An 18,428-nucleotide genomic window follows, 5' to 3' on the forward strand; every position below is an offset into this window, starting at 1 on the left:
CATGCATCCCGACCGCAAAGAACTCGCCCCCGGCCTTTCCATCAGCCGTATCCTGACCGGCCTTTGGCAGGTCGCCGATCAGGAACGGGATGGAAAGACGCTCGATCTGGGCACCGGAGCTGAAGCGCTTTCGGCCTACGCAGCAGCCGGATTCGATACTTTCGACATGGCCGATCACTACGGCAGTTCCGAACTGATTACCGGCGAAATGCTGCGCCGCTGGACCGGTCCCACCCGCCCGCGCGCATTCACCAAATGGTGCCCCGAACCGGGTCCGATGACAGCCGGTGTCGTCCGCGCCGGTGTGCAGGCGCGGCTCGACCGCCTCGGCGTTAAGCGGGTCGATCTCCTGCAGTTTCACTGGTGGAGTTTTGAACATCCAGCCTGGCTCGACGCGCTGCATGAACTGACCCGGCTCAAGACCGAGGGACTGATCGGCGAGCTCGGCGTGACCAATTTCGACGCTGCCCATCTCAACCTGGCAATTGCCGATGGCATCCCGCTGGTGTCCAATCAGGTCTCTTTCTCGCTGATCGACCGCCGCGCCGCGGGACATCTGGCCGAGGCCTGCAAGAAGCACGGCGTTCAGCTTCTCACCTATGGCACCCTGTGCGGCGGGTTCCTGTCCGAACGCTGGCTCGGCAAGCCCGAACCCGAGGCGGTCGAAGACTGGAGCGGTGCCAAATATCTCCGGTTCATTCACGCCGCCGGTGGTTGGGAAGCCTATCAGGGCATTCTAAGGGCCGCCGACTGCATCGCCCGCAAGCACAATGTCTCGATCTCCAATGTCGCCACCCGATGGGTGCTGGAACATGCCCATGTCGCCGGCGTCATCGTCGGTGCACGGCTGGGAGAAAACGAGCACCGCGACGACAATTTGCGGCTGTTCCAGTTTCAACTCGATGCCAGCGATCATGCCGCACTCGATAGCGCCTTTGCTGCCACCACACAGATCCCCGGCGATTGCGGCGACGAATACCGCCAGCCACCATTCCTCACCGCATCCGGCGATCTCAGCCATCATCTGGCGGAAATGCCGAGCGCGTTGCAGGCCGTCACCGATCCCGACAACCCCGACCGCGCAAGGGTTTTCTCAGGTTCCTTGTGGGAACCGATCGCCGGCTATTGCCGGGCACTGCGCGATGGCGAGCGGATCATGGTCTCAGGCACTACCGCGACCCACGGGGTGGACCGGACCGTGGCCGTCGGCGATGCCGGCGCTCAGACGACCTACATCCTCGACAAGATCGCAGCTTCGGTGCGAGCTCTCGGCGGCGATCCGAGGGACATCTTGCGCACCCGCATGTATTTGCGCGGCGACGAGGACATCGAACCCGCGGCCCGCGCCCACGGCCTGCGTTTCACCACCAATCCGCCGGCCAACACGACCTTTCTGGTCGGCAACCTGATCGGCGATTTCCGGGTCGAGATCGAGGCCGAGGCTGTCGTCAGCCGCTGACCCCATTCATTATGGGCGAGTGCCCGGCGCCTGATCCCGGATCTTGCGCCGGTCTTCCTGCATTTCCAGCCACATCGCGTTGACGACGGCAAACAGCGCCGCCAGCGGGAGGCCGAGCAACCATGCGAAATACCACATCTCTATGACCTCCTGATCAATACGCAGAATGAGAATTATCGGTGACGTCGGCCTCGGTGACCTTGCCCCACAGCACCTTGTAGACCCAGGCGGTGTAAGCCAGAATCAGCGGCAGGAAGATCACCGTCACCACCAGCATCACGAACAACGTCAAGTGTGATGAGGAGGCGTTCCACACGCTCAACGATGAGCGCGGATCGGAAGACGATGGCAGGATGAACGGAAACATCGTCAGCCCCACCGACGAGATCACCCCGAGGATCGTCATCTTGGAAATCAAAAGCGTCGACACCTCACGGCCGGCACGAAGCCCCAGGAAGGTCAGCAATCCGCCAACAATACCCATGGCCGGGGCGATGGCGATCCACGGTCGTTCACTATAAGCCACCAGCCAGCTTGCGGTTCTCTCGACATCAAATTGCAGCGGATTGGAAGGACCGTCGGTGACAAAATCGCCGACAATCCGGTAGCCGTCGATCCCGTAAGCCAGCCACAGGCCGGCCAATACATAGCCCGCCACCGCGATAAGCGCTGCAATCGAGCCGTAACGCCGTGCGCGTAGCTGCACCATGCCTTCGGCCTTCACCGACAGCCAGGCGCCGCCATGCATTACCAGCATCGACAACGACACCACACCCGCAAGCAGCGAAAACGGATCGAGCAGGCCGAAGAACTTGCTGTAGAGCGTACCCTCATAGATCGAATGCAGATCATCGGTGAGATGGAACGGCACGCCCTGCAGGACATTGCCGACTGCCACGCCAAACAGCAGCGCCGGAACCGCGCCGCCGGCAAACAGCGCCCAATCCCAGCGTGAGCGCCATTTCGCGTCTTCGCGCTTGGAGCGAAACTTGAACGCAACCGGCCGCACGATCAGCGCCGCCAGAATCAGGAACATTGCCAGGTAGAAGCCCGAAAACGACACCGCATAGAGCGGCGGCCAGGCCGCGAAAATCGATCCGCCACCGAGAATGAACCAGACCTGGTTGCCCTCCCAGACCGGGCCAACCGTGTTGATCGCCACCCGGCGTTCGGCATCGGTCTTGCCGACAAACGGCAACAATGCGCCGACTCCCATATCGAACCCGTCGGTCATGGCAAAGGCGATCAGCAACACGCCAAGCAGCCCCCACCAGATCACGCGCAGAACGTCATAGTCTATCAGTTGATGCAAGATCATGGTTCTTACTCCGCCGGCTGCGCTGCGGTGCCGGCATGAAGCCGCCCTGTCAGCCTTTGATCGTGGCTGGCTATCCAGGCGTCGGTTTCCTCGACATCCTCGAACGGCCCCTTGCGAATATATTTCAGCATCAGTTTCATCTCGATGATGAACAGCACAGTGTAGAATGCGATGAAGCCCGCAAGCGTCAGCGCCACCTCGCTGATAGACAAGGCCGAGACCGACATCGCCGTCGGCAACACCCCGTCCACCGTCCATGGCTGACGCCCGTACTCGGCCACGAACCAGCCGAGTTCCGCCGCGATCCACGGCGCCGGGATCATCCACACCGCCAGATGCAGCGCCGGACGTGGAAAATTCATGCCCTTGAACGACGCCCGCCAGAAGAAATAGGCCATCGTTGCGATGAACCCGAAACCAAGGCCGACCATGATGCGGAAAGCCCAGAACAGCGGCCAGACCTTTGGGACCGTGCTTTCCGCAGCAAGCTTGATCTGTTCCTCGCTGGCCTCGCGCGGATCGTCGACGTAGCGCTTGAGCAGGAAGGCGAAGCCAAGATCTGCGGAATGCTCCTCAAATCGGGCGGTCACCTCGGGCGAAGCGGCTTCTCGCTGGGCACGGATCTCCATCAGCGCGTCATAGGCAACCTGGCCCGAGCGAATGCGTACCTCCGCCCGGTCCACCAGTTCGTTGATACCGGGGATTACCGTGGTCAGCGAGCGGGTGCCGATCAGCCCCATCGCCCACGGAATCTCGATGGCATAATGGGTTTCACGCGCTTCCTGATCGGGAAGCCCGATCAGGTTGAACGGCGCAGGAGCCTCGTGGGTTTCCCACATGCCCTCGATCGCCGCGAGCTTCATCTTCTGACTATGGGTGGCGCTGTAACCGGATTCATCACCCAGCAACACGACCGAAAACGCCGAGGCAAGACCAAAGGCGGCGGCGACGGTAATGGAACGTCGAGCCAATTCGATGTGGCGTCCGCGCAGCAGATACCAGGCCGAAACACCGAGAACGAACACCGCGCCCGTCACATAGCCCGCCGAAACCGTGTGCACGAACTTGGCCTGTGCCACCTCATTGAACAGCACCGCGTAGAAATCGGTCATTTCCATGCGCATGGTCATCGGATTGAACTCCGCGCCGACCGGGTTCTGCATCCAGCCATTGGCGATCAGAATCCACAGCGCCGAAAAATTCGAACCGATTGCCACCAGCCAGGTCACGCTCAGATGCGCCACCTTGCTCAGCTTGTCCCAGCCAAAGAAGAACAACCCGACAAAGGTCGCCTCCAGGAAGAAGGCCATCAGCCCCTCGATCGCCAGCGGCGCCCCGAAAATGTCCCCGACATAATGGCTGTAATAGCTCCAGTTCATCCCGAACTGAAACTCCATGGTGATGCCGGTGGCCACGCCGAGCGCGAAATTGATACCGAACAGCAGGCCCCAGAATTTCGTCATCTGCCGCCAGATCGGACGATCGGTCATCACATAGACCGTCTCCATGATGGCGACGATGATTGAAAGGCCCAGCGTCAGGGGCACGAATAGAAAATGGTACATGACAGTCAAGGCGAACTGCAGCCGCGACAGCTCGACAATTCCGAATTCCATTGCTGTATTCCTTTCCAATCCGGATGTTGGTCAGACCCGGATACGCATCATTGTTACATTGATAACTAACGACAGCGGCAGCTTCGGCAATGACGAATGTCAAATTACATCGCTAAAAATCGGCAAGGCCGTACAGACCGGAACACCCTGATCATTTTGGGGCGCCTGACAACTCCAACACCCGATCCGCCCACTCAATCTCCACTGCCCTATGCGATGCGGTCAAGATCGCCGCCTGCGGCAAATGGGATCTGATCCCGCAAAGTACGGCCCGCGCAGTCGTATAATCGAGTCCTTCCGTCGGTTCATCAAGCAACAGCAACTTCGGCTTCCGCAACAATGCCCGCGCCAGCACCAGACGCCGCGCTTCGCCACCCGACAACCCCTCGCCCCGCGCGCCCAGTTGAAATCCGAGCCCGCCCTTGGCGCGGATCACCGAAGCCAGCGCCACGGCGTCGAGCACTACCCAAAGCATCTCGGTCGAGGCCTCGGGATCGGCAAGATGCAAGGCGTCGGCGATCGTGCCGGCCATCAGCGTGCTGCGTTGCGGCACCAGCATGACATTTGCGCGCAAGTCTGTCTCAACCCAATGTTCGAGCGGCGTGCCCGACAACAGGATGCGCCCCGGTTCCGGGGACAGCAGACGCGCGATCAACAGCAGCAGCGTGCTCTTGCCCGAACCGCTTGGTCCCGTGATCGCCAGGCTATGACCCATCTCCAGCGACAACGATACATTTTCCAGCACCGGGCGTAACGCCTCTGGCCGGTGGAAATTCAAATCCGTAATTGTCAACGCGTCAACATCGCGGCTCCATGCGGTTCCCGAACTCAGCGAGGCAGCCACAGGCGCAGTGTGCGGCGTATGGATCAAGCCGTCGCCCACCCGTCGTGCAGCAAGCATCATCCGACCGAGATCGGCTGTCGCCCGCCGTAACGGCGCAACGGTCTCCATCAGCGCCAGCGCCACAAAGAAACCGATTGCCGCAAGGCCGGGGCTGAGATCACCTGATTGTGCCAGCACCATACCCAGCCCCAGCGCGCCGGCCGCTACCAGCGTTCCAGTGACCGAGAGCAGCAACCCGGCCCGTCGCTCGATCCGATCCAGCGTGAGCAGGTCTTCTTGCCGCCGCGCATCGGCACCCGCGGCCGATTCTGCCTGACCGGTCAGTCTTCCATAGACTGCCAGATCGCTCCGCGCGCCGATCAGGTCGATAAACCGGGTGCGAAACGCCTGCGCGGCGGTTTCGGCCCGACGCGAGGGCGCGACAGCAGCTCGTGCCGACCAGAAAAACGTGAGACCGGCGCCGGCGAGAAACCCCGACACCACAAGCAACGCGATCCGGACATCAACCAGCCACCACAACGCAGCAAATGTCAGCACTTGCGCCAGCAGCCCGGCGCCAATCGGCAGCACCAGCCTGAGCGGCACGCCATCGAGCGCATCGACATCGGCCATCAGCCGGTTCAGCGCCCGCGCTCCGCGCAATCGCACGGCCTTTTCAAATGGCGCAGCCGCAGTCACCTCGAGCAGCCGAACCCGGATCGACGCCAGCGCCCGCAATGTTGCATCGTGGGTCAGAACTCGTTCGCCATAGCGCGCCGCGGTCCGCCCCAGCGCCAGAAAGCGAACCATCGCCGAGGGCCGGAACACATCAAAAACTGCCCCCACGCCGGCAAGCCCGGCAGCAGCTGCTGCGGTAATGAACCAACCCGACAGCCCCAACAGCGCGATCCCGGCCAGCAGCACCGCCACGCTCAATGCCGCGCCACGGATCAGCGCTGTCTTCTGATCCCGCAGCACCAGCAGAAAGATTCGCCACAGCGCGTTCATACCGCACCGCCAATCACAATGGTTCGCTGCATCCGCGCGCACAGCGCCGGGTCATGCGTGGCGATCACCAGGCTGCAGCGACGCTGGTTGAGTGTCAGCAATCCCGCCATCACCGCCTCCGCAGTGGCGGCGTCGAGATCTGCTGTCGGCTCATCCGCCAGCAGCACATCGGGTTGGGCAAAAATCGCCCGCGCCAGCGTCACCCGGCGCGCTTCCCCGCCCGATAGTCCGCCACCGGTTTCACCGAGCCGAGCCATGCGACCGCCGGGCAGCCCCTCAACCACGGCATCAACCGAGGCCTCGCGCAACGCCGCATCGAGATCACCCGGTTCGCCAAACCCGATATTGCGGGCAAGGCTTGCATCGAGAAAATGAGGTGCTTGCGGCATCCATCCCAGCCGAGCCCGCCAGGCATCCGCATTTATGGCATCAAGCGGTTGCCCCCCAACCAGAATCCGGCCGGTTTCCGGCGCAAGCAGCCCGGCCATCAATTTCAACAGCGTTGTCTTGCCGGCGCCCGACGGCCCGCTGAGGGCAACCGTCTCGCCAGGCAGGATTGCAAAATCGGGATAGCGGATCAGCCGCTCACCAATACGTACGGAAACATCGTGCAGTTCGATGCTGGCCTCGCCTTCAAGCCGCGCCGTTGCCGCGCCACTTCCAATCAGCCGGGGTGGTGCCTCGTTTTCCCATTGGGCAAAGTCAGCCGCCACCGCCAGCGCCGCCGCCTTGTCGTGCCAGGCCGCCGAAAGATCCCGCATTGGCTGGTAGAAATCGGGTGCCAGCAACAACAGGAAAATTCCTGCCGCCGGGCTGAGCGTCGCTCCGTAACTGCCAAAGGAAATAGCCCCAAGCAGCGTGAAGCCGACAAAAACCGCCACCATTGCCACACCGATCGCCGAAAACAGCTCCAGCACCGTCGACGACAGGAAGGCAATCCGTAACACAGCCATGGTCCGTGCGCGCAGCCGCTCGGCGCCGGCCGCAAAGCTCGACGTCACGGCTTCACCGGCGTTGAGAAGCCGGATATCGACCAGCGCCGAAAGCCGCTCCATCAGCAGATCGTTCAGTGTACCGATTTCAGCCATTTGCCGGGCGCTCGCTTCCTTCGCCGCCAGCCCGATCAGCGCCATGAACACCGGAATGAGCGGCCCCGACACCAGTAGAACCAGACCCACCGCCCAGGAAAACCAGAAGGCAAGGACCAGGATCAACAACGGCACCACCATCACCCGCGCCCGTGCCGGCCGATAGCGGGTGACATAGGGCATCAACAGATCGAGCTTTTCGGCGGCAAGGGCTGCGACCGATCCCGCCCGCCCACCTCCGGATGTTACAGTTTCCCGCTGCAGGATTTGGCGGCGATGCTCAACGACAATCTGGGTACCCGCAGCAAACAGCAGCTTTTCGGCGCGGTAATTGAGCCCGGCGCGCAAAACACCAAGCCCGGCAAATACCAGCACCGAGACCCAGACTCCGGGCCCGATTGAGCCGGGAAGCAGCCCAGCGATCGCCAGCGCGACGATACCTGCCTGAAGCGGCCAGACCAGCGCCGAGACCACCGATAGCGCAGACGCCGTCCTGACCTGCCTGCTGGCAGGCCGCGTCAGGCGCTCAAGCGTATCGTCGTCCGGGTTGGTTTTTCCACTGTCTGGTCGCGCCATGTCATCCCGCCGGGATTCGTTTCCGATTGCCGGTGGTGATGGGCGGAAAGCTGATCTGAATCAACCTGCACCCATTCAAACTGCTGCATATTGCCCGCAAATCAAACCGGATCGGATCTCCCCATGCGCCTGACCATACGCACAAGTCTTGCAACCCGTGTCCTGATATTCTGCGCCACGCATGAGGGTCAGGTTGTCAAAACCTCGGATATCGCCCGCGCCTATGATGCCTCGAGCCACCATCTCGGCCACGTCATCCACCAATTGCAGCACCACGGTTATGTCTCCACATTTCGGGGCCGCGCCGGCGGACTCATGCTCAACAAGAAGCCGCGTGACATCTCCATAGGCCGGCTGTTCAGGATCTTTGAAGCAGGCGCAACTGTCACCGGGTGTTTCGCCAGTACCGACAACAGCTGTCCGCTGATCGCCGACTGCCGCCTGCGTGATTTCCTCACGCGGGCAGTCGAGGCGTTCTATCGCGAGCTCGACCCGATCACCCTTGATGATCTGGTGCGGGACAATTGTGGCCTGGAGACGATCCTGAAGATGGCGCCGGACCGCTCGGCTCGCTGCCCGACTGCCGCGTAGACCACGGCGACATCACAGGCTTCTTGCCAGTTCCTTCAGCTGGTCGGCTGCCTTGCCCCACCCTTCGTGAAACCCCATTTCTTCATGTTCCTTGCGCGCTTCGACCGTCCAGTGCAGTGCCCGCGCCGCATAGCGGGTCTGCCCCTCGCCCGTGTCCTCAAAAGTGGTCTCGGCCACCATGAAGGCGCGCTCTGAAGGAACCCAGCCGGGGCGAAACGCGTCGGTACTGACCAGCCGCCGGTGCGGCTCAACCGCAAGAAACACGCCGGCATTGTCAAATTGCTCGCCGTTGGGGCCATTCATCACGGTGAAGAACTCGCCGCCCGGACACAGGTCCATCCGCACGTCCGATACATACCAGGGTTTGGGGCAGAACCCCTGCTTGAGCAGGTCAGGCTCCGCCCAGCACCGCCAGACCTTGGCCACCGGGGCATCGATCAGACGTTCGAGCATAAGCTCCTTCGCTTCAGCATGGGCATCACTTTTAGTGGTGGTCATCACGGTATCCTCCTTTTCGGTGTTGACGGGGCATGGTGCTCGGCCGGTCTAGCTTCGCGTCTTCTTGTCGGCGGCAAGTGTGTGGGCAACCAGCGCATTGGCGTGGCCATGGCCCATGCAATGTTCGTTCTTCAGCCAGTTAACGCGTTGCATATGAGTTTCCCCGGCCCTGCTTCGAACCAGAGCGATCCAGTCATCGATCGGGCGCCCATAGGTCTTCTCGATCGACGGAAAATAGGAGGCCGGGCCCTTGGGTGGCGCTGACTTTGGTTCCACAGGCGTTCTATCAGCCATGACTTATCCTTTCCGGTTGCTGGCGGTTTCGTTTCCAAACAATTGCTCGACATAGCGGTAGAGGTGATCAAGGCTGTCACTGGCAAGATCCGCACGACCGCTCGCCTTGGCGAGGATGAAGGCCCCCTGGATCACGGCCTGTGTGTGCAGCGCCAGGCTTGAAGCGCTCCAATCCGCGTCGATCCCGTGCTCACGCATTGCCGCTTCAATATCGGGCACCAGGGTATCGGCATGGCCAGAAATGCTGGCCCAGCAGGCATCGCGGATCGGCGGGTTGGTATCGTAGGTTTCCTGCACCATTGTGCCCACCAGGCAAGTAAAATCGGGAATATTGCCCTGCAGGATCGCCTTGCGAAAAGCGATATAGGCAAGCACACGGTCTAGCGGATCGGCGGGATCGTGAAACGGGGCGCTTTCAAACAGTCCGCCGGTCATTTCGGTCCAGTAATTTGCTGCAGCCACCGCCAGATCCTGCTTGCTGGCAAAATAATGGAAGAACGCCCCCTTCGTCACCCCAGCAGCCTTGCACAGATCGTCCACCGTGGTGGCCGAGTAGCCCTGGGTACGGATTACCGTCAAAGCCGCATCAAGCAGTTTTGCCTTTGCATCCGGTTTTGCTGCAACGTTAGCCATCAGGTTCTCCAATTGCTTGAATTTTACATACCAACCAGTTGGTATGTTGTCAATGTGTGTGTAGTGTAAGCAATTCTACGACCGTGTTGTGCGAATGGCTGCATCGTCGCGCAAGCGCTGCCTGAGGGCGTGGAAATGCCCTCGCCTGCCAGCCCGGCTCAACGAAACTGTAAAGGAATTTTCGGGCTCGGCGCCATCGGCCTAACCAACGGACCAGAGCCCGGCACAGGCATCAAAGCCTACTTCTGGTGCGTCCTGATCACGTCGAGAAAAGCATCGCCATAGCGTTCCAGCTTGGATTGTCCGACGCCGGATGTGGCAAGCAACCCCGCGTGGTCTGCCGGGCGGTTGGTTGCAAAGGCTACCAGTGTCGTATCCGGAAAAATCACATAGGGCGGCACCGCCATCTCCTTGGCGATCGCCATCCGCGCGGCACGAAGCGCCTCGAACAGCTCGATATCGGCCTCTTCCAGCGCGGATTTGGCGTTTGTCGAACCGGATGACGCACGGCGTGACGCCTTTCCGGTGGTTGGCCGGTCCTTGCGGAACCGCACTTCGCGTTCGCGTTTGAAAACAGCGCGCGCTTCCGGCTCAAGTTTTAGCGCCCCGAATGCCGTATGATCGACGCTGACCAGACCGGCAGCGAGAAGCTGGCGGTAAACCGATTGCCAGGTCTTGGCCGGAATATCCTTGCCGGCACCGAAAACCGGCATCTCGACATGGCCAAAGCGGGTGGTCTTTTCGTTCTCGTTGCCGGTCAGCACATCAATCAGATGGCCGGTGCCGAAACGCTCGCCGGTCCGATAAACCGCCGCCAGCGCTTTGATCGCGGCATCGGTCCCGTCCCAGGTTTCGACCGGTTTGAGGCAGGTATCACAATTGCCGCAACCGCCTGCATGGGCTTCGCCAAAATGTGCAAGGATCGCCTGCCGGCGGCAGCCCGGAGTTTCACAGATCCCCAGCAGCGCGTTAAGCTTGGCGCGTTCAACCCGCTTGATATCGTCGCCCGACCCGCCATTGTCGATCATCCGACCGCGCTGGATTACATCGGCCATGCCATAGGCCATCCAGGCCACCGACGGCAGCCCGTCACGCCCGGCGCGCCCGGTCTCCTGATAGTAGGCCTCTACCGACCCTGGCAGGTCGAGATGGGCGACATAGCGCACATTCGGCTTGTCGATGCCCATGCCGAAAGCGACGGTGGCTACCATGCACACGCCCTCCTCCTTCAGAAACGCATCCTGGTTGTCATCGCGCACACCCCGGTCGAGACCGGCATGATAGGCGAGCGCACGGATACCCTGCTTGTTCAGCCATTCGGCTGTGTCTTCAACCTTGGCACGCGACAGACAGTAGACGATACCGCTCGCCCCTTCGTTATCCGCCAGGAAACGCAGCAATTGCTGGCGCGGCTGATCGCGCTCGACAATCTCATAGGTGATGTTGGGGCGATCAAACGAGGTGGTAAAGACCTCACCGGACCGCAGTGCCAACTTGTCGATGATGTCTTCACGGGTATGCGGGTCGGCTGTCGCGGTCAGCGCCATCCGTGGCACTCCGGGATATTCATCGGCAAGCCGGCCGAGATCCCGGTATTCCGGCCGGAAATCATGCCCCCATTGCGAAACGCAATGCGCCTCGTCGATGGCAAACAGCGCAATGTTGGCGTTGCCGATCATGTCCTTGAAACCGGGAGTGACGGCACGTTCGGGGGTAACGTAGAGCAGTTCGAGTTCACCTTGGGCGACCGCCCGGCGAACCTCCATTAATTCCTCGCGGCTCAGCGAGGAATTAAGGGCTGCCGCGCGCACGCCAAGCTGCGTGAGCGCTTCCACCTGGTCGCGCATCAGAGCGATCAGCGGCGAAATGACAATGCCGACACCGTTGCGACACAGGGCCGGAATCTGGAAGCACAGCGACTTGCCGGCGCCGGTCGGAAACAGCACCACGGCGTGGCCGCCCGCCACAACATGGTCGACGACGGCCGCCTGCTTGCCGCGAAATTCGGAATAGCCATAAATCCGCTTGAGGATATCAAGCGGGGCTTCCGCCCCTTTTTTTTCAATCACGGGGACAATACGGTCATGTGTCTGCGGCATGGAATCGCTTTCTTGGGACGGCCTGCACTATGGCACAGGTCCGCCCCTCGCCGCGAGGCGCAGACAAGCTTTTTGAAATCAGATCGCTGCGACGCAGATGATTTCGACCTTGTATTCCGGGGTCGCCAGCTTGGATTCGCCAGCAGCCCGTGTCGGTGCATTGCCGGGAGAAACCCAAGCATCCCAGACCGCGTTCATTTCGGCAAAGTCATCCATCGACGCCATCCAGATCGTGGCCTGCAGGATCTTGCTCTTGTCCGATCCCACTTCGGCCAGCAGCCGCTCGATATTGGCCAGGATATCCTGTGTCTGGACCGTGACGCTGGCGCCCGGCGTGCCGACCTGGCCGGCCAGATAGACGGTGTTTCCGTGAACCACGGCCTGGCTCATGCGGGTGCCGGATTCAATACGTTTGATATCGCTCATGTCATTATCCTTGTTGGGATTGAATTGATGTCCGGGCAGGGTCTAGCGCGCCTACCACCTTCGGGTCCAGCGCAGAACGTCGCCCCAGACACAGATCCGCTGCCAGTTGCGATAGCGCCGGTGCGGTCTGCATACCGTAACCACCCTGCCCCGCAAGCCAGAAAAACCCGTCCACCTCAGGCGCAAAGCCGACCACGGGCGTCCGGTCCGGAGCAAACGTCCGCATTCCTGCCCAGGAATGCTCAACCCGCGTCACCGGTATCGTCACTGCCTGCTCGAAACGGTGCAGGCCTTCGGCCAGCACCATGTCATCGACCCAGACATCATGCGGTTCAACCGGATCTTCCTCCGCCGGCGAGATCATAAGCTTGCCGGCCTCCGGCTTGGCATACCATTGGTCCGAGGCATTGGCGAACAGCGGCCAGCGGTTGATGTCGTGGCCCTCAGGCGCCGGAATAAGCGCCGCGGAACGGCGCAGCGGTTGCAACCCAAGGGCCCGCACCCCGGCCATTTCTGCCAGCTGATCGGCCCAACCGCCGGCGGCATTGATCACGATCGGTGCCCTGAATTCGCCGGCCGGTGCCGTCACCGTCCAGATACCATCACGACGCGCGATCGACTGCACTCGCGCATTATTCACGATCCGGCCGCCATGGGCGCGAAGCAAGCGGGCAAAACCCTGCAGCATCCGGTCCACATCTATATCCTGGGCATCCCACTCGATTGCCGCGGCAGCGATCACATCGGCGCGCAGGATCGGTACCAGCTCTTGCGCCTGCTGCGCTGAAAGCCGCTCGAGGCCGTCGCTGCCATCTAGATAGGCTTCGTAATGGGGCAGGTCTGCTTCCGTCGCCACCAGCATTTCGCCGCGCGGCGACAGCAGGCTCGTCTCGGAGACCCCTTCGGGTGCGGCCAGGAACGGCGCAGAGGCCGCATTCAATGCGCGCAAGGTAGCGTTGCCATAGTTGCGGATGAAGATTGCCGCTGAGCGGCCAGACGAATGATGGCCGATCATCGTCTCGGCTTCGAGCACTGTGACCGACGCCTCGGGCGCCAACCGAGCGGCTGCGCTGATGCCGGCAATTCCGCCGCCAATAACCAGAATATCCGTTTTCATGCTGAAGCTGCCTGATACCCGTTGAGAAAGCTGGTCAGATTATCGCCAAGATCGGACGACAGGTACCCACCTTCCTGCACGATTACGACCGGGAGAGCCAGCGCGGCAATGGCTGCCGCAATCCGGCCGAAACCGGGTGTCGTCACCTTGAAGCCATGGAACGGATCGTTCTCATGCGCATCAAGGCCGAGCGCCACCACCAGTACATCGGCACCGAATGAACGCACCCGCGCCAGCGCAATCTCCAAGGCTGCGAGGAACTCCACATCATTTGTGCCGCGCGGCAGCGGCAGGTTGAGATTGTAGCCCAGCCCCTCGCCTTCACCGCGTTCTTCCGCATGGCCCCAGAAGAACGGATAGAACCGGGCCGGGTCGGCATGGATCGACACCGTCAGCACATCGCGGCGCTGGTAGAAAATTCCCTGCGTGCCGTTGCCATGGTGGACGTCAACATCGACGATGGCTGGACGGCGGCCAGCGCGCAGCAATGCCTGAGCGGCAATCGCCGAATTGTTGAGAAAGCAGAAGCCGCCGGCCAGATCGCCGAACGCATGATGACCGGGCGGACGGCACAGCGCATAGGTGGCCGGCGCCCCGTCAAGCACTGTATCGGCCGCGCTGAGCGCCGATTGCGCCGACCAATAGGCAGATTGCCAGGTGCCCGCGGTGATCGGACATGATGTATCGGCCTGGTGAAACCCCGCCTGTCCCGATGCCGACTTCGGATAGCTGGCGGTGCGCCGATCCGGATGGATATTGGGGATAACCTCGTCGGAAGCCCCCTCGGTGCGGATCCAGCGCGCATGGATGGTTTCCAGAAATGTCAGATATTCAGGCGAGTGGAGCTCGGCAATCGGGCCCAGCCCGTGGTCTGTCGGCGCTGCAAATTCACACCCCGCGGCGCTTGCGCCGCGACGCAATTCCTCGATCCGCTGCGGCTGCTCCGGATTGGGCGAAAGCCGGCCATTGGCCATGAAGTGCTTCGGGTCATGGACCCGCTGGCGTTCGTCGAAGATGGCTTTCACGATTGCTCTCCAAGAGTGTCCAGCGCCGTGCCGGCCAGCGTCATGTACTGGGTTTCTGTGGTGGGGACGAAGCCGATGCGTTCATAGAAGGCAAGCGCCCTCGGATTGTTGTGATAGACATTGAGCCGCAGGAAATCCGCGTCCCAGGTCTTCGCTCCGGCATCGCGAACCGCCGCCAGAAGCCGTACCCCGAGCCGCTTTCCGCGCACAGACCCGGCTACCCAGAGGTCGGAGACATAGATGCCGACGGTTCCAAACACTGTCGAAAAGAAGGGGGAATAGGCGGCGACACCGACCACATCACCATCTTTTGTCACCGCCAGCAGGGCGTGCAAAATTGGTGAAGGTCCGAAACAGAACCGCTCGATATCGGCGTCGGTGGCGCGGTGCTCGTCGCCCATGTCGGCGGACAATTGCCGCAGCGCCCGGTTGACGGCGGCCACATCGGCGCGCCCGGCCAGCCTGATGTTGATATCAACGCTACTCAAAACGCTACCCCTTGCTTGCCTTTCAAACCCAGCATCGCCCTTGCCTCATCCGGTGTCGCCACCACACGCCCCAGATCCTCGACCATCTCGCGCACCAGCGCCACCTGCTCGGCATTGGACTTGGCCAGCTGGCCGCGGGCGATATAGAGATTATCTTCCAACCCGACCCGCACATGCCCGCCCATTTCAGCGCCGAGCTTGGCCAGCGCCATCTGCTGGCGCCCGGCGGCAAGCACGGAAAACTTGTAATCGTAGCCGAACAATTTGTCCGCGGTCTGCTTGAGATGGGCCAGATGCTCCGGTTCGGCCGCCACCCCGCCCAGCACACCCATCACGAACTGGATGAACATGGGGGTTTTGATCAGCCCGCGATCGGCAAAATGCTTCAGCATGTAAAGATGGCCGAGATCGTAACATTCGAATTCAAAGCGCGCGCCGCGCTCCTGCCCCATCAGCCTGAGCACACCCTCGATGTCACGCGGCGTGTTCTTGAACACCAGATCGTCGGAATTGCGCAGGAACGGTTCTTCCCAATCATGCAGCCACTCGGTGCGTTTGCCGAGCATCGGGTAGAGCGCAAAATTCATCGAGCCCATGTTGAGCGAGCACATTTCCGGTCTGGCCGCGAGCGGCGCCGCGAGACGTTCATCCAGCGTCATCACCGCGCTGCCGCCGGTGGTCAGGTTCACCACCGCATCGGTGGCAGCACTGATGAACGGTAAAAACGCCATGTAATGCGCGACCGACGCCGACGGCTGGCCGGTCTCAGGGTTGCGCGCGTGCAGATGCAGGATCGCAGCTCCTGCATTGGCAGCGCCAATAGCCTGTTCGGCGATCGCTTCGGCCGTCACCGGCAGATAGGGCGACATCGACGGCGTATGAATCGACCCGGTGACGGCGCAGCTTATGATGATTTTCGACATGCTGTTTCCTGTCAGGCTGTGGCGACGGCAAAGCCTGCCCGAACGGCAAACTTGTCCAGCGCTGCGCTCAGCATGTCGATGATTTCATCGACCTGGCCTTCGGTCACAATCATCGGCGGACAAACGAGAAAATGGTCGCCATCGATGCCGCCCCGCGTGCGGCGCGAATAAATAATTAGCCCCTGTTCATAGGCCAGTTCCACCAATTCGACATACGCATTGAGCCCCTTCGGCAAGGGCTGCATGGTCTGCCGGTCGGCCACCAGCTCGCACGCCAGCAGCAGCCCTTCCCCGCGCACGTCGCCGATGAACCCGTAGCGTTGCATCAGATTGGCAAGCCGCGCTTTGAGCAGCGCCCCAACACGGGCGGCATTGCCCATCAGTTCTCCGCTCTCGATTTCCTCAAGCACTGCCAGGCCCGCGGCGCAGGCCAGCGGATTACCGGCATAGGTATGGCCATGCTGGAAACCGCCAGCATCAAGCACCGGATCGATCAGCCGGTCGTGGGCGATCATCGCACCGAGTGGCGCATAACCGGCTCCGAAACCCTTGGAGATGGCGATGATATCGGGATCAACGCCCCAATGCTCGGCAGCCATGAATTTGCCAGTGCGACCACCGCCCGACATCACCTCGTCATGGATCAGCAACACGCCATGGCGATCGCAAATCTCGCGCACGGCCTGCATATAGCCTGCAGGCGGCACCAGCGCACCGGTGGACGCACCGCCGACCGGTTCCTGGATGAAGGCCAGCACCGTTTCCGGCCCTTCCTCGACGATCCTGGCTTCCAGCATAGCCGCGTAATGCGCGCCGGTGGCCGGATCGTCCATGGGTAACCCATCAAGATAGGCGCGCGGCGCCGGAATTTTCGGCATCGCCTGCATCATCGGCAGGAACGGATCCGCCAGCGGCGCATAGCCGGTCAGCGCCAGCGCGCCGAGTGTCGAACCATGGTAGCTGGGATTGCGCGAAATCACTTTCCAGCGCGATCCCTGTCCGACTGTCACCGCATATTGCCGCGCCAGCTTGATCGCGCTTTCCACCGCCTCCGATCCACCGGAGACGAAGAACACCTTCTCCATGCCCTCGGGCGACAGTCCCGCCACCTTCGCGGCCAGCCGTTCGCCCGGTTCGGTTTCGAAATGCAGCCGGTAGCCGAAAGTCGATTTTTCCATCTGCCGCCGCATCGCCTCGAGGACCCGGGGGTTGGAATGGCCGATATTGGAAACCATCGCGCCCGAGGAGCCGTCGAGATAGCGCTTGCCGTCGACATCCCACATGTAGACGCCGCGGGCCTCCGCCAGCACCGGCCGGCGCGAGCGGGTCTGATAAAACAGATGGCTTTTCGGTTTCACGTTTCATTCTCCACCGGCAACGCAGCGCAATCCTTCGCCCGAAACCGCAACAGCACCTCGGCGCCGGTGGCAAAGGGGTGTTCATCAATCATGTTGACGGCCTGCAGTTGATGATCGCCGACCCGCAGGAAATAGCGCGCTGACTGTCCCTGGTAATCAACATTCTCGACTGTGGCCTTGACCGTCATGTCTCCTTCAGCGGAACTGCCAGCCGGCATCAGGTGCAATTTTTCAGCCCGGATCACCAGCCTGACCGGACCCGGCGCGGTAATTTGCGGGGCGCGTTGTTTGGGGATTGAGAAGCGCGGGAAATCCGGCAACTCCAGGCTGATCTCGCCCCCTGAGATGCTGGTGCAGCGTGCCGACAGCAGATTGGATGCGCCAAGAAACTGGGCGACGAATTCGGTCGCAGGCGTGTTGTAGACAGCCTCGGGCGCACCGACCTGTTCGACCTGGCCCTTCGACATGACGATGATCTGATCCGACATCGCCAGTGCTTCGGTCTGGTCATGGGTGACAAACACAGTGGTCACGCCAATACGCTGCTGGATGCGCTTGAGCTCAACCCGCATGTCTTCGCGCAAATTGGCATCAAGCGCCGACAACGGTTCATCAAGCAAGAGCACGTCCGGCTCGATGACGATGGCGCGTGCCAGTGCGATTCGCTGTTGCTGGCCACCCGAGAGTTCTTTCGGGTAGCGCGCACCGAGATCAGGCAATTGCACCAGATCCAGCGCCTCGGCCACCTTGCGTTGGGCATCGGGCTTGCTGACATTGCGGTAATTGAGCCCGAAGGCAACGTTTTCTGCCACCGTCTTGTGCGGAAACAGCGCGTAATTCTGGAACACCAGACCGAGATTGCGCTTGTGAATCGGCACATCGTTGACGCGCCTGCCCTTGATGGAAATCTCGCCCTCGCTCGGATCGAGCAGGCCGGCGATCATCCGCAAGGTGGTGGTCTTTCCGCAGCCGGATGGTCCCAGCAGCGTAACGAAACTGCCTTCGGCGATGTCCAGCGACATCTCGTGCACAGCGGTAAAATTACCAAAACGCTTGACGATCTGGGTCAGGGAAACGGCGCTCACGGC

General features: G+C 61.5%; 18 protein-coding genes. 2 read left to right on the top strand and 16 right to left on the bottom strand.

Features of this window, described 5'->3' with window-relative positions:
- The first annotated feature begins 1 nt into the window (after nucleotide 1).
- Nucleotides 2-1,459: an aldo/keto reductase gene (locus ACK6D9_RS21315; RefSeq protein ID WP_412050023.1), complete on the top strand. Its 1,458-nt coding sequence runs from the start codon at nucleotides 2-4 to the stop codon at nucleotides 1,457-1,459.
- Between the two features lie 9 nt (nucleotides 1,460-1,468).
- Here ACK6D9_RS21315 and cydX read toward each other — a convergent pair whose 3' ends face one another.
- The 5 genes from cydX to cydD form a co-directional block, all read right to left on the bottom strand.
- Nucleotides 1,469-1,597 (bottom strand): cytochrome bd-I oxidase subunit CydX, encoded by a 129-nt coding sequence (cydX, locus tag ACK6D9_RS21320; protein WP_267654033.1) that lies wholly within the window; start codon nucleotides 1,595-1,597, stop codon nucleotides 1,469-1,471.
- A 16-nt stretch (nucleotides 1,598-1,613) separates the two neighbouring features.
- Entirely contained in the window at nucleotides 1,614-2,777 is a 1,164-nt protein-coding gene (gene cydB, locus ACK6D9_RS21325; protein WP_412050024.1) for a cytochrome d ubiquinol oxidase subunit II, read from the bottom strand.
- A 5-nt stretch (nucleotides 2,778-2,782) separates the two neighbouring features.
- Nucleotides 2,783-4,393: a cytochrome ubiquinol oxidase subunit I gene (locus ACK6D9_RS21330; RefSeq protein WP_412050025.1), complete on the bottom strand. Its 1,611-nt coding sequence runs from the start codon at nucleotides 4,391-4,393 to the stop codon at nucleotides 2,783-2,785.
- A 151-nt stretch (nucleotides 4,394-4,544) separates the two neighbouring features.
- The gene (locus ACK6D9_RS21335; RefSeq protein WP_412050026.1) at nucleotides 4,545-6,224 is read right to left on the bottom strand and encodes an amino acid ABC transporter ATP-binding/permease protein; all 1,680 of its coding nucleotides are present in this window, start codon (nucleotides 6,222-6,224) and stop codon (nucleotides 4,545-4,547) included.
- Nucleotides 6,221-7,888, bottom strand: a complete 1,668-nt coding sequence (gene cydD, locus ACK6D9_RS21340; protein ID WP_412050027.1) for a thiol reductant ABC exporter subunit CydD — start codon at nucleotides 7,886-7,888, stop codon at nucleotides 6,221-6,223. Before cydD ends, ACK6D9_RS21335 begins: the two co-directional genes overlap by 4 nt.
- A gap of 123 nt (nucleotides 7,889-8,011) precedes the next feature.
- Here cydD and ACK6D9_RS21345 point away from each other — a divergent pair, with 123 nt between their 5' ends.
- Entirely contained in the window at nucleotides 8,012-8,479 is a 468-nt protein-coding gene (locus tag ACK6D9_RS21345) for an RrF2 family transcriptional regulator (RefSeq protein WP_412050028.1), read from the top strand.
- A 12-nt stretch (nucleotides 8,480-8,491) separates the two neighbouring features.
- On the opposite strand, the gene ACK6D9_RS21350 is transcribed toward ACK6D9_RS21345, so the two are convergent.
- The 11 genes from ACK6D9_RS21350 to ACK6D9_RS21400 all read right to left on the bottom strand — a co-directional run bounded on the left by ACK6D9_RS21350 (nucleotide 8,492) and on the right by ACK6D9_RS21400 (nucleotide 18,425).
- Nucleotides 8,492-8,977 carry an SRPBCC family protein gene (locus tag ACK6D9_RS21350; RefSeq protein ID WP_412050029.1) on the bottom strand — a complete coding sequence of 162 codons (486 nt, stop codon included), beginning with the start codon at nucleotides 8,975-8,977 and terminating at the stop codon, nucleotides 8,492-8,494.
- A gap of 48 nt (nucleotides 8,978-9,025) precedes the next feature.
- Nucleotides 9,026-9,271, bottom strand: coding sequence for a DUF4287 domain-containing protein (locus ACK6D9_RS21355; protein ID WP_412050030.1), 246 nt, complete (start codon nucleotides 9,269-9,271; stop codon nucleotides 9,026-9,028).
- A 3-nt stretch (nucleotides 9,272-9,274) separates the two neighbouring features.
- Nucleotides 9,275-9,904, bottom strand: a complete 630-nt coding sequence (locus ACK6D9_RS21360; RefSeq protein ID WP_412050031.1) for a TetR/AcrR family transcriptional regulator — start codon at nucleotides 9,902-9,904, stop codon at nucleotides 9,275-9,277.
- A 239-nt stretch (nucleotides 9,905-10,143) separates the two neighbouring features.
- Nucleotides 10,144-12,003 (bottom strand): DNA helicase RecQ, encoded by a 1,860-nt coding sequence (gene recQ, locus ACK6D9_RS21365; protein WP_412050032.1) that lies wholly within the window; start codon nucleotides 12,001-12,003, stop codon nucleotides 10,144-10,146.
- Between the two features lie 78 nt (nucleotides 12,004-12,081).
- Entirely contained in the window at nucleotides 12,082-12,429 is a 348-nt protein-coding gene (locus tag ACK6D9_RS21370; RefSeq protein WP_412050033.1) for a RidA family protein, read from the bottom strand.
- Between the two features lie 4 nt (nucleotides 12,430-12,433).
- A complete protein-coding gene (locus tag ACK6D9_RS21375; protein ID WP_412050034.1) occupies nucleotides 12,434-13,546 on the bottom strand; it encodes an NAD(P)/FAD-dependent oxidoreductase in 1,113 nt (370 codons plus the stop codon).
- Nucleotides 13,543-14,571, bottom strand: coding sequence for a histone deacetylase family protein (locus ACK6D9_RS21380; RefSeq protein ID WP_412050035.1), 1,029 nt, complete (start codon nucleotides 14,569-14,571; stop codon nucleotides 13,543-13,545). The genes ACK6D9_RS21375 and ACK6D9_RS21380 overlap by 4 nt, the downstream gene beginning before the upstream one ends.
- Nucleotides 14,568-15,059 (bottom strand): N-acetyltransferase family protein, encoded by a 492-nt coding sequence (locus tag ACK6D9_RS21385; protein WP_412050036.1) that lies wholly within the window; start codon nucleotides 15,057-15,059, stop codon nucleotides 14,568-14,570. Before ACK6D9_RS21385 ends, ACK6D9_RS21380 begins: the two co-directional genes overlap by 4 nt.
- Complete coding sequence (locus ACK6D9_RS21390) at nucleotides 15,056-15,982, bottom strand: 3-keto-5-aminohexanoate cleavage protein (RefSeq protein WP_412050037.1); 927 nt, start codon at nucleotides 15,980-15,982, stop codon at nucleotides 15,056-15,058. The genes ACK6D9_RS21385 and ACK6D9_RS21390 overlap by 4 nt, the downstream gene beginning before the upstream one ends.
- Before the next feature lie 11 nt (nucleotides 15,983-15,993).
- Nucleotides 15,994-17,340, bottom strand: coding sequence for an aspartate aminotransferase family protein (locus ACK6D9_RS21395; RefSeq protein WP_412050038.1), 1,347 nt, complete (start codon nucleotides 17,338-17,340; stop codon nucleotides 15,994-15,996).
- Entirely contained in the window at nucleotides 17,337-18,425 is a 1,089-nt protein-coding gene (locus tag ACK6D9_RS21400; protein ID WP_412050039.1) for an ABC transporter ATP-binding protein, read from the bottom strand. The genes ACK6D9_RS21395 and ACK6D9_RS21400 overlap by 4 nt, the downstream gene beginning before the upstream one ends.
- Between the last annotated feature and the right edge of the window lie 3 nt (nucleotides 18,426-18,428).

The organism is Hoeflea sp. Naph1, assembly GCF_046837775.1.
Taxonomy (GTDB): Bacteria; Pseudomonadota; Alphaproteobacteria; order Rhizobiales; family Rhizobiaceae; genus Hoeflea.